Origin of the sequence: Bradyrhizobium sp. SZCCHNR1051, from assembly GCF_032489615.1 — a bacterium.
In the GTDB taxonomy this organism is placed as follows: domain Bacteria; phylum Pseudomonadota; class Alphaproteobacteria; order Rhizobiales; family Xanthobacteraceae; genus Bradyrhizobium.
This window is the reverse complement of sequence record NZ_JAUEYJ010000047.1, coordinates 1-13,796: the sequence shown is the minus strand read 5'-3', so window position 1 is coordinate 13,796 and position 13,796 is coordinate 1. Positions and strand designations below refer to the sequence as shown.

General features: G+C 64.4%; 15 protein-coding genes. 8 read left to right on the top strand and 7 right to left on the bottom strand.

Translation table 11 applies throughout. The annotated features are described in order from the left end of the window. Positions 1 to 252 precede the first annotated feature (252 nt). Together QW868_RS33235 and QW868_RS33230 are read right to left on the bottom strand one after the other, a co-directional pair. Positions 253 to 1,677 (bottom strand): sensor histidine kinase, encoded by a 1,425-nt coding sequence (locus QW868_RS33235; protein WP_316232544.1) that lies wholly within the window; start codon positions 1,675 to 1,677, stop codon positions 253 to 255. After that, on the bottom strand, positions 1,652 to 2,317 hold the full coding sequence (locus QW868_RS33230) for a response regulator transcription factor (RefSeq protein WP_316232543.1): 666 nt from the start codon (positions 2,315 to 2,317) through the stop codon (positions 1,652 to 1,654). The genes QW868_RS33235 and QW868_RS33230 overlap by 26 nt, the downstream gene beginning before the upstream one ends. Positions 2,318 to 2,437: 120 nt before the next feature. Here QW868_RS33230 and QW868_RS33225 point away from each other — a divergent pair, with 120 nt between their 5' ends. From QW868_RS33225 to QW868_RS33200, 6 genes are all read left to right on the top strand, one after another. Next, positions 2,438 to 3,217, top strand: coding sequence for an ABC transporter ATP-binding protein (locus tag QW868_RS33225; protein WP_316232542.1), 780 nt, complete (start codon positions 2,438 to 2,440; stop codon positions 3,215 to 3,217). 17 nt (positions 3,218 to 3,234) lie between these two features. After that, positions 3,235 to 4,101 carry an ABC transporter permease gene (locus QW868_RS33220; RefSeq protein ID WP_316232541.1) on the top strand — a complete coding sequence of 289 codons (867 nt, stop codon included), beginning with the start codon at positions 3,235 to 3,237 and terminating at the stop codon, positions 4,099 to 4,101. Between the two features lie 41 nt (positions 4,102 to 4,142). After that, entirely contained in the window at positions 4,143 to 5,159 is a 1,017-nt protein-coding gene (locus tag QW868_RS33215; protein WP_315783516.1) for an ABC transporter substrate-binding protein, read from the top strand. 178 nt (positions 5,160 to 5,337) lie between these two features. Next, positions 5,338 to 5,949, top strand: coding sequence for a LemA family protein (locus tag QW868_RS33210; RefSeq protein WP_315759634.1), 612 nt, complete (start codon positions 5,338 to 5,340; stop codon positions 5,947 to 5,949). Between the two features lie 15 nt (positions 5,950 to 5,964). Continuing rightward, a complete protein-coding gene (locus QW868_RS33205; RefSeq protein ID WP_316232540.1) occupies positions 5,965 to 6,864 on the top strand; it encodes a YgcG family protein in 900 nt (299 codons plus the stop codon). 17 nt (positions 6,865 to 6,881) lie between these two features. Further along, positions 6,882 to 7,379, top strand: coding sequence for a TPM domain-containing protein (locus QW868_RS33200; protein WP_316232539.1), 498 nt, complete (start codon positions 6,882 to 6,884; stop codon positions 7,377 to 7,379). Positions 7,380 to 7,553: 174 nt separating this feature from the next. Here QW868_RS33200 and QW868_RS33195 read toward each other — a convergent pair whose 3' ends face one another. After that, entirely contained in the window at positions 7,554 to 8,537 is a 984-nt protein-coding gene (locus QW868_RS33195; RefSeq protein WP_316232538.1) for a YafY family protein, read from the bottom strand. 86 nt (positions 8,538 to 8,623) lie between these two features. On the opposite strand from QW868_RS33195, the gene QW868_RS33190 reads away from it, so the two are divergent. Then, positions 8,624 to 9,268, top strand: coding sequence for a glutathione S-transferase family protein (locus QW868_RS33190; RefSeq protein WP_316232537.1), 645 nt, complete (start codon positions 8,624 to 8,626; stop codon positions 9,266 to 9,268). 117 nt (positions 9,269 to 9,385) lie between these two features. Here the strand turns inward: QW868_RS33190 and QW868_RS33185 are convergent, their stop codons facing one another. Next, positions 9,386 to 10,246 carry a right-handed parallel beta-helix repeat-containing protein gene (locus QW868_RS33185; protein WP_315734290.1) on the bottom strand — a complete coding sequence of 287 codons (861 nt, stop codon included), beginning with the start codon at positions 10,244 to 10,246 and terminating at the stop codon, positions 9,386 to 9,388. Positions 10,247 to 10,768: 522 nt separating this feature from the next. Between QW868_RS33185 and QW868_RS33180 the strand changes: the two genes are divergently transcribed. Beyond that, positions 10,769 to 11,290 (top strand): hypothetical protein, encoded by a 522-nt coding sequence (locus QW868_RS33180; protein ID WP_316232536.1) that lies wholly within the window; start codon positions 10,769 to 10,771, stop codon positions 11,288 to 11,290. Positions 11,291 to 11,414: 124 nt separating this feature from the next. On the opposite strand, the gene QW868_RS33175 is transcribed toward QW868_RS33180, so the two are convergent. From QW868_RS33175 to QW868_RS33165, 3 genes are all read right to left on the bottom strand, one after another. Next, entirely contained in the window at positions 11,415 to 12,272 is an 858-nt protein-coding gene (locus tag QW868_RS33175; RefSeq protein ID WP_316232535.1) for an IS3 family transposase, read from the bottom strand. Beyond that, entirely contained in the window at positions 12,269 to 12,670 is a 402-nt protein-coding gene (locus tag QW868_RS33170; protein WP_315705390.1) for a helix-turn-helix domain-containing protein, read from the bottom strand. The genes QW868_RS33175 and QW868_RS33170 overlap by 4 nt, the downstream gene beginning before the upstream one ends. A gap of 92 nt (positions 12,671 to 12,762) precedes the next feature. Beyond that, a complete protein-coding gene (locus QW868_RS33165) occupies positions 12,763 to 13,200 on the bottom strand; it encodes a hypothetical protein (RefSeq protein ID WP_316232534.1) in 438 nt (145 codons plus the stop codon). Between the last annotated feature and the right edge of the window lie 596 nt (positions 13,201 to 13,796).

Here is a 13,796-nt window from a genome sequence, read left to right as displayed (position 1 = left end):
ATGAGCGGGGAAGGGAAACGGGGCGTTGCCGAATGGCCCAAGCCACCGCGCCCTTCCTCGACTCTACCGTTAAAACCGTCGCGCAGGGAAGGCCGGGATGTCTCGGCCGAACCTGTGGTTCCTGCCCCGTGCATTTTGTTCGCACGGGGGCCATGGGGGCGGCGAGCTCCCGGCCTTCCCTGCGCCCTCTCGATCTTCGAAAGGGCGTGTCGATCGCAAGACCCGGGCGTGATCCGCCGCGGGACGACGACGTCATGTCTGCTGCTGTTTGAGATGTGAATCTGGACGTGGATCGACTGCTGTCGACCGATCCACCGGCAGCTCCAGTCGCACACTGAAGTCGCCTGCCACTCCGCTGAACCGCAGACGGCCGCCATGGGCCTGCGCGACCTCGCTCGCAATGGCGAGGCCGAGGCCTGAGCCGTGGGAGCCGTCGCCCTTCTGGAAGGGAGATAGCAATCGCTGCTGCGCCTCGGCGGCGATGCCGGGGCCGTCATCCCAGACGATGATCGCGACATGGCTCGCCTTGCTTTCCACCGTCACCATCAGCCGCATCTTTGCACCATGCGCCAGCGCGTTGTGAATGAGATTGGCGAGTGCCTCGCGCAGGCTGATGGCATCGACGGCGATGACGGCATCGTCTTCTGCTGGCACGAAGCTGACGGAGACCTCGCGGTCGAGCGACAGCGGCACGCTCTGCGATAGCACCGACTTGGCCAGCGCGTTGATGTCGGTCGCGGCGAAGCGCGGCGCCTGGGCGCGGTGCTGGATCATGGCGTGATCGAGCAGTTGGCTGGTGAGGCGGGCGAGATCCGCGATGCGACTGCGCAGCCTGTCGAGCGCCTTCGTGTCCTTGGTCTGATCGCTCAGCAGCTCGACCTCGGCATCGATCGCAGCGAGCGGCGTGCGCAGCTGGTGGGTGGCGTCGGCGATGAAGCGCTGCATCAGCGCGATGCGCTCGGCGAGGCGCTGCATGAAGCCGTCGATCGCGCCGACCAGCGCGCGCACCTCGCGCGGCGGCGTGATCGCGATCGGGCTGAGATCGTCCGGCCGGCGCTTGACGATCTCGGCCTCGATCCGCGTCAGCGGCGCGAACACCAGCCGCAGGCATAGCGCAGTCGCCACCAGCGCCAGCACGCTCATCGCGGCGATGAGGCCGATCGCCTTCGAGGCAAGATCCCAGGTCAGCGCGTCGCGGGCGCGCAGGGTCTGCGCCAGCACGATCTGGCTCCAGCCGTCTCCGGGCGCGCCGTCGAGCTTGCGCGCTACCGCGGCGATGCGCACGGCCTGGTCGCGATAGATGCCGTCGCGCAGCACGACGCCCTCGCGCAGCGCCCTGGCGGGCGCGGTGACGGCGAGATCGTCATAGCCGGCGACGACGACGCCGCGCGGATCGGTGACGCGATAGAACACGAGGTCATAGGCCGACAACGTCGCAAACGCTGCCGCCGGCGGATCCAGCGTCACGACGCCACCCTGCATGTAGATGTTCTCGGCGATCTGCACGGCGCCGCCGGCGAGCAGCTTGTCATAGGCGTCGCGCGCGGCGGTGGCGGCATATTGCCAGGCGGCGAGGCTCAGCACGACGGCGCCGACGGCCAGGATCGCGCCGATCGCGATCAGCAGCCGCGCGCGCAGCGAGGTCCTGAGGTCACGAAGCGTGGAGCTGATAGCCAAGGCCGCGCTCGGTCTTGATTTCGACTGTTGTCGCCGCCAGCTTGCGCCGCAGCCGGGCGACGAACTGCTCGACGGCGTTGGGGCTCGGATCCTGGTCGAAGCTGAACAGCTGCTCGACCAGCTCCTCTTTGGCGACGTAACGCCCAGGGCGTGCGGCGAGGATTTCCAGCACGGTCAGCTCGCGCCGCGTCAGGTCCAGCGGTTGGCCGGCGACGCTGGCGGTGCGCCCGGCACGGTCGATCACCAGCGGCCCCAGGGTCAGCAGATTGTCGGACTGGCCGGCGGCCCGGCGCAGCAGCGCCCGCGCCCGCGCCTCCAGCTCGCGATAGTCGAACGGCTTGATCAGGTAGTCGTCGGCGCCGAGGTCGAGCGCGCCGATGCGGTCGTCCACCGCCGAGCGCGCGGTCAGCACCAGCACCGGCGTGCGCAGGCCGCGCTTGCGCAAGTGCTTGAGCACCGCAAACCCGTCCATGTTCGGCAGCATCACGTCGAGCACGATCAGGTCGTAGCTCTGGACCTCGATCAGCTCGCTCGCAACGCGGCCGTCCTTTTCCCAGTCCACCGCGTAGCCGATCCGTTCGAACCGGCTGGTCACGGCGGCGCCGATCTCGGGCGTGTCTTCCACCAGCAGGATGCGCAAGGTCTCGTTGTCCGCCTCGGAGTCAGGTTCGCGTCAGTCTCCTCCTCTATCACCTCGGATAAGGGCGCCGAAGTGCACCAAGCGAAATTTCGCACTGCAATATAAAGGAGGGGAGGACGCATGACCGTCCATCAATCGCCATCTCAGTTCGAGCCGCTGCTCTCCGTCGAGGGCGTGACCCTGCAATACAAGACGCCGGACACCTTGGTCACGGCAACCTACCGCGTCGATTTCAAGGTCTTCGATTCCGACCGCTTCGTGCTGCTGGGGCCCTCCGGCTGCGGCAAATCCACCCTTCTGAAGGCGATCGGCGGTTATCTGAAGCCGACCGAGGGCCGCATCCGCCTCAAGGGCCACGATGTCACCGAGCCCGGCCCGGACCGCATGATGGTATTCCAGGAGTTCGACCAGCTGCTCCCGTGGAAGACGGTGCGCGAGAACGTCGTGTTCGCGCTGACCGCCAGCGGCCGGCTCGGCACGGCGGAAGCCAACGAGCGCGCCAAGTCCTATATCGACAAGGTCGGCCTCACCAAGTTCATCGACTCCTATCCGCATATGCTCTCCGGCGGCATGAAGCAGCGTGTCGCGATCGCCAGGGGCATGGCGATGGAGCCCGACGTGCTCGTGATGGACGAGCCGTTCGCCGCGCTTGACGCGCTGACCCGGCGCAAGATGCAGGATGAGCTCCTGCAATTGTGGCAGGACACCCGCTTCACCGTGCTGTTCGTGACGCATTCGATCGAGGAGGCGATCAAGATCGGCTCGCGCATTCTGCTGCTGTCGCCGCATCCCGGCCGCGTCCGCGCCGAGCTCAACAGCGTGCCGCCGGGCACCATGGGCTCGCCCGAGCAGGTCGCGCTCGAAGGGCGCATCAACGACATGCTGTTCGGCCATCACTGAGACACGAGGAGAGCATCATGAGCGAAACGCTGGCGCTGCGCCCCGAAATCGTCAATGCAGACACGCCCCTCGGCGACGTCAAGGTCGAGGCCAGCCTGTCCTGGCTGGAACGCATCTACCACGTCGGTGCGGTCCGCAAGGCCATCATCCTGGTGGCGCTGGCCGGGCTGTGGCAGGCCTATGGCCTGTGGCTCGGCAATCCCCTGTTGTTTCCGACCTTCACCGACACGCTCTCAGCCTTCTTCGAGAACATCGGCAACGGCATCATCCCTGCGCGCACCCTCGTGTCGCTGGAGACGCTGCTGATCGGCTACGGCATCGGCATCGCGCTGGCGGCCGTGCTGACCACGATCGCGATCGGCTCGCGGATCGGCGCCGACATGCTGGAGGCGCTGACCTCGATGTTCAATCCGCTGCCGGCGATCGCATTGCTGCCGCTGGCGCTGATCTGGTTCGGGCTCGGCAAGGGCAGCATCATCTTCGTGCTGGTGCATTCGGTGTTGTGGGCGATCGCGCTCAACACCCATTCCGGCTTCCGCTCGGTGTCGAACACCTTGCGCATGGTCGGCCTGAACTACGGCCTGCGCGGGTTGAAGCTGGTGCGCTTCATCCTGATCCCTGCCGCATTTCCGGCCATCCTCACCGGCCTCAAGGTCGGCTGGGCCTTCGCCTGGCGTACCCTGATCGCGGCCGAGCTGGTGTTCGGCGTGTCCTCGGGTTCCGGCGGCCTCGGCTGGTTCATCTTCGAGAACCGCAACCAGTTGGAGACGGCCAACGTCTTCGCCGGCCTGTTCACCGTGATCTTCATCGGCCTCGTCGTCGAGAACCTCGTGTTCGCGACCATCGAGCGCAAGACGGTGCGGCGCTGGGGCATGCAGCACTGATTTTCGAGTTATAAGCACAACAACAAGGAAGGGAGACGACCATGTCCTGGAGCAAATCACTCACGGCCGCCGCGCTCGGCCTCACCGCATTGCTCGGCGCCACCGATGCCTCGCAGGCCGAGGTCAAGGAAATCCGCCTCTCGAAGGGCTACGGCATTCTCTATCTGCCGCTGATCGTGATGGAGGACCAGAAGCTGATGGAGAAGCAGGCCGAGAAGGCCGGGCTCGGTCCATTCAAGGTGAACTGGCAGATGCTCGACGGCGGCAACATCATCAACGACGCGATGATGGCCGGCTCGCTCGACATCGCCGGCACCGGCGCGCCCGGCTTCATCACGCTGTGGGCCAAGGCCAAGGGCATTCCGGCGGTGGAGGTGGTCGGCGTCAGCGGCCTCAGCTCGACCTCGCTGTGGATGAACACCAACAATCCTGAGATCAAGTCGCTGAAGGATTTCAAGCCGAGCGACAAGATCGCCCTGCCGGGCATCAAGACCTCGCTGTCGGCGGTCATGCTGCAGATGATGGCGGCGCAGGAGTTCGGCAAGGAGAACTACGCCAAGCTCGATCCGATGACTGTCGGCCTGCCGCATCCGGAGGCGCTGGCGGCGCTCACCTCGGGCAAGACCGAGATCACGGCGCATTTCACCTCGCCGCCGTTCTCCTACATCGAGCTGAAGGATTCGAAGATTCGCCGCGTTGCCAATTCCGCCGACGTGCTCGGACGGATGACGATGGACGTGGTGTTCGCGCCCAAGCGCTTCGTCGACGCCAATCCCAAGGTCGTGCAGGCGTTCCTCGATGCGCTCGACGAGGCCTGCACGCTGATCGCCAACGACAAGGCTGCCGCGGCCGAGATCTATGCCCGCACCGCCAAGGTGAAGACCACCAAGGAGGACGTGCTGGAGATGCTGCAGGACAAGGACACCTGGTTCTCGTCGACGCCAGAGGGCGTGCTGAAGATCGCCGAGTTCATGCACGGCGTCGGCTCGATCAAGGTCAAGCCGGCGAGCTGGCAGGACATGTTCGTGACCCAGCTACGCGACCGCAAGGGCAGCTGATCGAGGCCCGTCACGGCCTGCGCGGCCAATGACTGGCATCCGCGAGGTCACCCGGGAACTCTCCCGAACCCACGCTCCGGCCGCCGAGACTTATGTCCGGCGGCCGCCGGCCGTCATTGCGCCGCTGCCCAAGCTGTGCTCTGACGAGGCGGCACAACCGGGAGAAGGGGGACGCGCGATGCGGAAATTGCTGACCGTGCTGGCGGCGCTGATGACGCTGAGCCTGACCAATTGCGGCTACAATGCCATCCAGACCAATGACGAGCAGGTCAAGGCGGCTTGGTCCGAGGTCGTCAACCAGTATCAACGCCGCGCCGACCTCGTGCCCAACCTGGTCAACAGCGTGAAGGGCTTTGCCCAGCAGGAGAAGGACGTGCTGCTCGGCGTCACCAACGCCCGCGCCAAGGTCGGCAGCGTCCAGGCCACGCCCGACGTCGTCAACGATCCCGCTGCGCTGCAGAAGTTCCAGGCCGCGCAGAGCGAACTGACCGGCGCGCTGTCGCGGCTCCTGGTTGTCACTGAGAATTATCCGCAGCTGAAATCGGACGCGCTGTTCCGCGACCTGATGTCACAGCTCGAAGGCACCGAGAACCGCATCACGGTGGCGCGCAACCGCTTCATCAAGGCGGTCCAGGAATACAACGTCGGCATCCGCACCTTCCCGAACAACCTGACCGCAATGATGTTCGGCTACAAGGAGAAGGCCAACTTCACGGTCGAGAACGAACGCGAGATCTCGGTGGCGCCGAAGGTCGATTTCAACGCGCCATCGCCTGCGCCGTCGAAATAGCCGGAGCAGGGAATCGTGCGCGCGCTGCCGGTCCTCAAGGCGCTGCTTGCGACGCTGCTCGTCTGCTTCGCCACGATGGTGCTGGCCGACGTCGCGGTGCCGCAGCTCACCGGCCGCGTCGTCGACCAGACCGGCACGCTGTCCTCCTCGGACATCGCAGGCCTCACGCAGAAGCTGAAGGACCTGGAAACCCGCAAGGGCAGCCAGGTCGCGGTGCTGATCGTGCCGACGACGCAGCCCGAGACCATCGAGCAGTTTTCGCTCCGCGTCGCCGAGACCTGGAAGATCGGGCGCAAGAAGGTCGACGACGGCGCGCTGCTGGTGATCGCCAAGAACGACCGCAAGCTGCGCATCGAGGTCGGCTACGGCCTCGAAGGCAGCCTCACCGACGTCACCGCGCGGCGCATCATCGACGAGGTCATCACGCCGAAATTTCGCAGCGGTGATTTCGCCGGCGGCATCGACGCCGGCGTCGATCGCATCATCGGCGTGATCAATGGGGAGACCCTGCCGGTGCCGCAGCCGCAGGCCTCGCACGGCACGGATCTCGACATCGACTCGATCTCCTCCTTCGCGCCGGTGGCGCTGTTTGGTGCGCTGGTGATCGGCGGCATCCTGCGGACCCTGCTCGGACGACTGATCGGATCGCTCGCGACCGGCGGCGCCATGGGCGTGATCGCCTGGCTGCTGGTGGGATCGGCGGGTCTCGCGGCGCTGTCGGCCATTGCCGGCTTCGTCATCGCTTTCATTGCCGACAGTTTCGCCGGGATGAATACGCCGGGCAGCGGCCGCCGCGGCGGCTGGTCGAGCGGATCGTCCTCGGGCGGTTGGAGCAGCGGCAGCTCGAGCGACAGCGGAAGCTTTTCCGGCGGTGGCGGCAGCTTCGGCGGCGGCGGCGCCTCGGGCAGCTGGTAAGGACGGGACGCGCGACCATGGGCATCAAGCGGATCGGGCGGCATCTCCTGCATCATCCCTGGCAGATGAAGCGTATCTTCACGCCGGACGTGCTCGCGCGCATCGAGCAGGCGATCAAGGATGGCGAGCGCACCCATGCCAGCCAGCTTCGCTTCGTCGTCGAGGGCGCGCTCGACGGTCGGCCGCTATGGCGCGACCAACCGCCGCGCGAGCGCGCGCTGGACCTGTTCTCGCACCTGCGGATCTGGGACACCGCGCACAACAACGGCGTCCTGATCTATCTCCTGCTCGCCGATCGCGACGTCGAGATCATCGCCGACCGCGGCATCCACGACCGTGTCGGCGCGGCGGGTTGGGAGGCGATCTGCCGGGCGATGGAGGCTGAGTTTCGCGCCGGCCGCTTTGAGCAGGGCGTGGTCGATGGCATTGCCGCGGTGTCACGCGAGCTCGCCAGGCACTACCCGCCGCACACCGGCGATCCCAACGAGCTGCCCGACACACCAGTGGTGCTGTAGCGATCCATTCCGCGGCACACGTCTCGCTCAACCCGACTTGAAATTGGCGGGCACGATTCCAACCCCGTCATTGCGAGCGCAGCGAAGCAATCCAGACCGTCTCTGCGGAGGGATTCTGATTGCTTCGCTGCGCCGCTGCGCTCGCAATGGCGCGGACGGAGCCGTGTTTGCCATTCACGTCGTCGTCGCAGAAGCGCCGTACCGCTTCGCCATCGCCCCCGCCATCTCCGTCATCTTCGCCCGCAACTCGGGCGGATCGAGCACTTCGACCTCCGGCCCGAAGCGCAGCAGCTCGCCAACCGCATGCCATAGTGTTGTTCCGGTCGGGATCGTCGCGATGCGCCAGCCATCGGCATCGGTGTCGTCGGCGAGGCGCGTGCGGGCGCGCACGTAGGGCTGGCTCCACACCTCCAGCAGTTTCACACCGAGCGCTGACAGGCGCACCGTCGCCTGCTTCGGATGCAGCTCCGCCTCCAGCCGCTCCGTCGCGGCGCGCCAATAGGCGGCGAGGTCAAAGTCTGCAGGTCGCGCGAAGCACTCATCGGTCACAGCACAGTCGAGAATGCGCGCGACGCGATAGGTGCGCACGCTGCGCTCGACTTGCCCGGCGAGATACCAATTGCCGCCCTTGAGCACGAGGCCGAGCGGCGCGACGCGGCGGCGCTTCTCGGCACGCCAGGTCTGATAGCGGACGTCGACCATGACGTCGCGGAGCAGGGCGTCGGCAATGGCGCGCAGATGCGTCGGCTCCTCGGACTCGCCGAACCAGCCAGGCGCGTCGAGGTGGAAGCGCGCCTGCATGCGGCCGGCATTGGCGCGCAGGCTTTGCGGCAGGGCCGCCACCAGCTTGGTCTGCGCCGCGCTCATCGCACCATCGAGCCCGAGCGCGGCAGCGGGGCCCGGCAGGCCCGCCATGAACAGTGCGTCGGTTTCCGTCGGCGACAGCCCGTTCAGCCGCACGCGATAGCCGTCGAGCAGGCGGAATCCGCCTTCGGCGCCGCGCTCGGCATAGACCGGGATCCCTGCCGCGGCGAGCGCGTCGATGTCGCGATAGATCGTGCGCACCGAGACCTCGCAGGCGTCTGCGAGCTCGGGCGCGGTGACCTGTCCCCTGGCCTGCAGGGTGGTGAGGATCGAGAGCAGCCGGCTCGCGCGCATGCCCTTCTTTAAACATACCTGACACACCTTGTCAGGTATGGTGTGCGACAAGCCCGCACCGCAGCCGGCAATGGGAGGACACCATCATGACCGCCGACGACAAGATCACGCTGTATTACTCACCGCAGACCCGCGCCGCCGGCACCCGCGTCCTGCTCGAGGAGCTGGGCGCGCCCTACGATCTGCATGTCCTCAACATGAAGGCGGGCGAGCAGCGCAAGCCGGAGTTCTTGGCCGTCAATCCGCTCGGCAAGGTGCCGACGATCGGACATCGCGGCCAGATCGTGACCGAGCAGGTCGCGATCTTCATCTATCTCGCCGATCTGTTTCCGCAAGCGGGGCTGACGCCGGCGCTCGACGATGCCATGCGCGGGCCCTATCTGCGCTGGATCGCCTATTACGGTGCGTCGTTCGAGCCCGCCGTGATCGACCGTTTCATGAAGCGCGAACCGGCCCCGATCACGCAGTCGCCCTATGCCGACTACGATACGATGCTGGGCGCGCTGGAGCAGCAGCTCGCCAAGGGGCCGTATCTCCTCGGCGAGCGCATGACCGCCGCCGACGTGCTGTGGGGCGTCGCCTTCAACTGGACCATGATGTTCGGCGTCGTGCCGCGCAAGGACGTGTTCGTGCGCTATGCCGAGCGCATCACCCAGCGTCCGGCGTTCCAGCGCGTCACCGCCGCGGATGCCGAGATGACGGCCCAGCACGCGGCCGCCGCCGGCGTCTGAGCGCCAGCATCGACGCAATCGAGCGAGGTCCCGCCGGCAACGGGACCTCGCTGATGTGATTGCACGTTGTCCGGCAGGCGCAGCTCGCCAAATGCCGGGCTTCCCGCGGTGGCGCCGCTAGTTCAGGCTGATCCCCGTGAGCGGCGTGCCGTCGACGCCGTTGTTGCTGATCGCGTTGTTCTTGAAGGACGAGACGGAGCCGCCGCCGGTCTGGACGACGCCGTTGGCGTTGCCCTGGATGACGGAATTTCCCAACGTCACGATGGCGCCGCTGCCGCTCGCCAGAACGCCGGTGTTGTTGAACTCGGAGGTCAGCCGGTCGAGAAACACGCCCATCCCCGGCTTTCCGGCCGGGACCGTGGCGGATATCCCGGCATTGGCATTTTCGATGGCCTTCGTGTTCGAGACGAGCACGCTGATCGCGCTGCTCGAATTCGCGGTCGAGACCGTGACGCCGAACGCGGACGCCTTGAGCGAGGAGTCTGCGATCACCACCTGTGCCGCACCGGTCGGCGCGACCGAGATCGCGCTTTGCGAGAAGTTCTCGAAGGTACAGTTCTCGACGACGAGCTTTCGGCCGGCCAGGAAATTGACGCCATTGAGGCCGAGGGTCGTGCCGGCGCCGTTGATGCTCAGATTGCGCAGGATGATGACGTCGTTGGCGCCGGCATTCACGTTGATGCCGTTGGTCGCCGACGCCAGGATCGAGGCCATGGTCCCCCCGCCGTCGATCGTGATCGATTTGGTGATCGTGACGGCGCCGTAGCCGCCGGGATCGAGCACGTCGATCTCACCGCCGGCGGCGGTCTTCGAGATCGCACCGGCGAAGGTCTTGCAGGGCGCCGTGCGGCTGCACGGGTTGACGTCGTCGCCGACGCCGGACACCCAGGTCCGCGTCGCCTGCGCGTGAGCCCCTGGCGAGGCAAGGATCAAAAGTGCGGCGCACAAAAATCCGATCGAAGAAATGAGCTTTCGCATGAGCGCTCCCCTTGAAATGCTGGAAATGAAAAAATAACCCGAACGCAGAGTATTAGTCTACGAAAGCAACCAGAGCGTTCATCGAAAACGGCGAGGGAGACGGCACATTTGCGATCGAGAACCGGCGCCCAGCCGAAACGCGGTGAGAATTCATGACGACGCCGGCAAAACAGCTCATAGTTTGCTCGCCTTCGCCCCTCCTGCCAATTGAGTGTACATTGTCCTGTGATTTGGCGCAGGCGCCTTGGAAGATCGCTCTGCGCATGATCAACGTCTTTTTTTAAGAGCGACGTGAGTAAAAATGTTTGAAGTATTCGGCGCCGCCCCTCTGGCGGAGTGGATCGAAACTCGTTCTGCGAGATAAGTCTTTTTCGGGAGAAGTCGCGTGATTGAAAGGGTCTGGGTGAGTGACTGCTTCATGGACTCTTCCAATATTTCGAAATTCAATCTGAACCCGGATGACCAGGGCAAGGATTACTGGCAAGATACCGAATATCGGGAAGAACTGGACCGTCTGGACTCATGCGCAAGCACGAGGACGGTGAAACGTTGACGGAAGATGAGCGTCCGAAGCGGGCCTACCCGAGGTACAAGGATCGGCGTATTGGAAAGTTGTCCGATTTCTTTCGGGTCAATGCCTTCATCGTTGTCTCTTCCGATTTTGCCGAAGTGCTTGGGAGATTCGACCTTGGAAAGGGCGGCCTGTCCAACATAGAGCTCTATCAGGGCAATCGCGTCGAACTGGTGCCGGGGGCCTGGTATTTCCTAAATCTCGGATGTCAGAAGCAGACCTTTCGTTCCGGGCGATCAACCGGCGGTTTCGTTCAGCCGGACTTGTGGCCCAAGGGCAAACTGATGGTTAGCTTGCCCAAAGACAACCAAATTGCGGTCGCTACGGCAGCTCTGGAAGGTTGTGACCTCTGGACCGACCCGAGCCTTGCGGGTGCGCTGTTTCTGAGCGGGCGGCTCGAGGCTGCGCTGAAGGCCGCCAAGCTGACCCGCAACGTGCGGCGAGCACGGTGCATGATCGTCAATGAAGATTGAGGAGCGCAATGGGCTGAAGCCAAATACCTCGGCATCTCTCGCAAGGGAGTTAAGGTGACAGTCCTGGACCGCACCCCTTAAGTGAGATACGATAATTTCTGTGACAGTGGGTTTGCCACGACGACTATCGTGCCTTGTTTTGCGCGAACGCGGCTTCGAACTCAATAGACGATCGATAGCCGAGCGCCGAGTGCAGGCGCTCCTTGTTGTAGACATCCGCAATGAAGCTATCGATCCGGCGGCGAGCGTCTCTTATGTCGGAGAACGCCTTGCCGTTGACCTCCTCGGCCTTGAGCGTCTTCATGAAGCTCTCAGCCTTGGCGTTGTCGAAGGGGTTGCCCGGCCTGCTCATGCTGATCGTGATGTCGCGATCCGCTAATATTTGGCGATAGGCGATTGACGCGTATTGCACGCCGCGGTCGGAATGGTGGATCAGGCTGCTGCGTTGCGGCTTGCGGGCCTCGATGGCCTTGTTCAATGCTGCAATCGCGAGCGAGGCATCGAGCGTGTTCTCGAAGGCCCAGCCAACCGCCTTGCGCGAGAAGGCATCGAGGATGACCGCGAGGTAGGCGAAGGTCGTGGCGAGATGGACGTAGGTGATGTCTGCGACCCAGATCTGATCGGGAGCGGACGGCACCAGGCCGCGCACCAGATTGGGCACCACGACGATGTCCCTTGGTCGCTCTGCAGGCGGCTTCAGGAATGGCGCCTTGCGCTGTGCGAGAAGATTGTCCTCGCGCATGAGCCTGAGCACCTTCTTAGCATTAACGACCATGCCTTTACGTCGGATGGTGGCCGTCACGCGCCGGTAGCCGTAGAACGGATGCTTCAGGCAAATGCGTTGGATCTGATCGCGCAGCTCGCAGTCGGCAGTCTCACGACTGCGTTTGTTGAGATGCCGGTAATAGGTCGCGCGTGGCAGGCCGGCCAGACCGCAGAGTCGTTGCACGTCGGCGTGGGACTCCGTTGCCTCCGACGTCATGGCTTGGATGACTTCGATGATGCGGGTGCGGGTCCGCCTTGCGCTGCCGGCCGCTCCAATGCGCGCAAGGCTTGCCGAAAAAAATCGAGATCCATCTGCTGACGGCCGACAAGCCGTTCGAGTTCGGCGATGCGAGCATTTGCGCGCGTCAGCGCAGACCGCTTGTCGTCATAGGTTGCCGTAGCTTTGAGCTTCCGGGGGCCGGGCTTCGGCCCTCGCTTGCGGTTCAATCCCTCGGGTCCTTGCGCCTTCCAGGCCTTGATCCAGTCATGCAGGATCTTGCGAGATATCCCAAGCTCGCGAGCCACAGGCAGAACGCCTTCGCCTCGCTCGACGCGCTTGATCGCCTTCAGTTTGTAAGCCGTCGGAAACTGACGGTTCTTCCCTCTTGCTGCCACAGGTCATCCTCGAAATGCCTGTCACAGAAATTATCGTGTCTCACTTAAGGGGTGCAGTCCAGAGCATTTAATAGCTGCTCAGATCTCGTAAATTATCTCGTGATGTTCAGGTCGCCGACATCCGGGTCCGCCGGCCGCTCGCCGTCGAAATCGTTGTGAGAGAGGAGGGCACCCAGTCCGAACAGGATCATTCCGCCGATCCATATTAAGCTGGTGGCGGTGAGATAGGCGGACGTGCCGACGCCGACCGATCCGGTAAGGCCCATCAGGCTGCCGCCGTTGAGCAGCAGTCCGATGCTGCCCCATAGCCAAAAGAGCACTGTCAAAAACCCTCGGCCGGCGCTGGGATGGCTCCGGAGCCGAAACGTGCTCTCCCATTTTTTCTTGCCGGACAGTATCCCCATCGCGTCATTCCCTCCCCCAATGCGGAAAATCAACCGCAACGTGTGTGGAAAGACAACCCCCTTCTCAGCGATCGGACTGCACTTTAGTCGTCTTACACGAGTGTCCTGCGGGATCAGGATGGTCAATCCCTCCACCGGATTGCGGTGACGCTGCACAAAATGTGTGGTGACAGTGCTGGACTGCACAAATTGGAATCCGCCTACAACCGCCTTCACTTCCACCCAGCAAGATGGGCAATTCCCGCATCCCGTCCATGCGTCAACTGCCCGTCGAGCCAGTTTGTCGCACGTTGGCGGCCTTGTAGCGTCGGGCAAATCACAACGATGATCCCGGCCCTCCCGCCTGCGATGAAGAGGGACGTTTCGGCCGATCGTCACGAGGCGTAGCAGCGGGGAGCGGTGGCCGTATCAGGCTTGGGGCTCTGCGCGAGCGGGCCGGCGAGCAGGCGAGGTACGGACGGTCAAGTCGTAGGGTCCTGGCATCCCGATGCCGATGCCAAGTTCGCATGCAGGCTTAGCCTCGTGCGGATGACGGTGACCAGAAAGCCCGGCGCACCGGGGAGACTACGAAGCAGCCGTAACACCATCGCGCAGGGAAGGCTGGGCGGTGGATTCAATTGGTCGTCGCAACACTCGATGAGGAGATTGCGATGGGCATTCGAAAGAAACGGTCAACGCGGGGCAAGCTGGGATCATTGGGGCGCCCACCAGTTGCGGGGCGT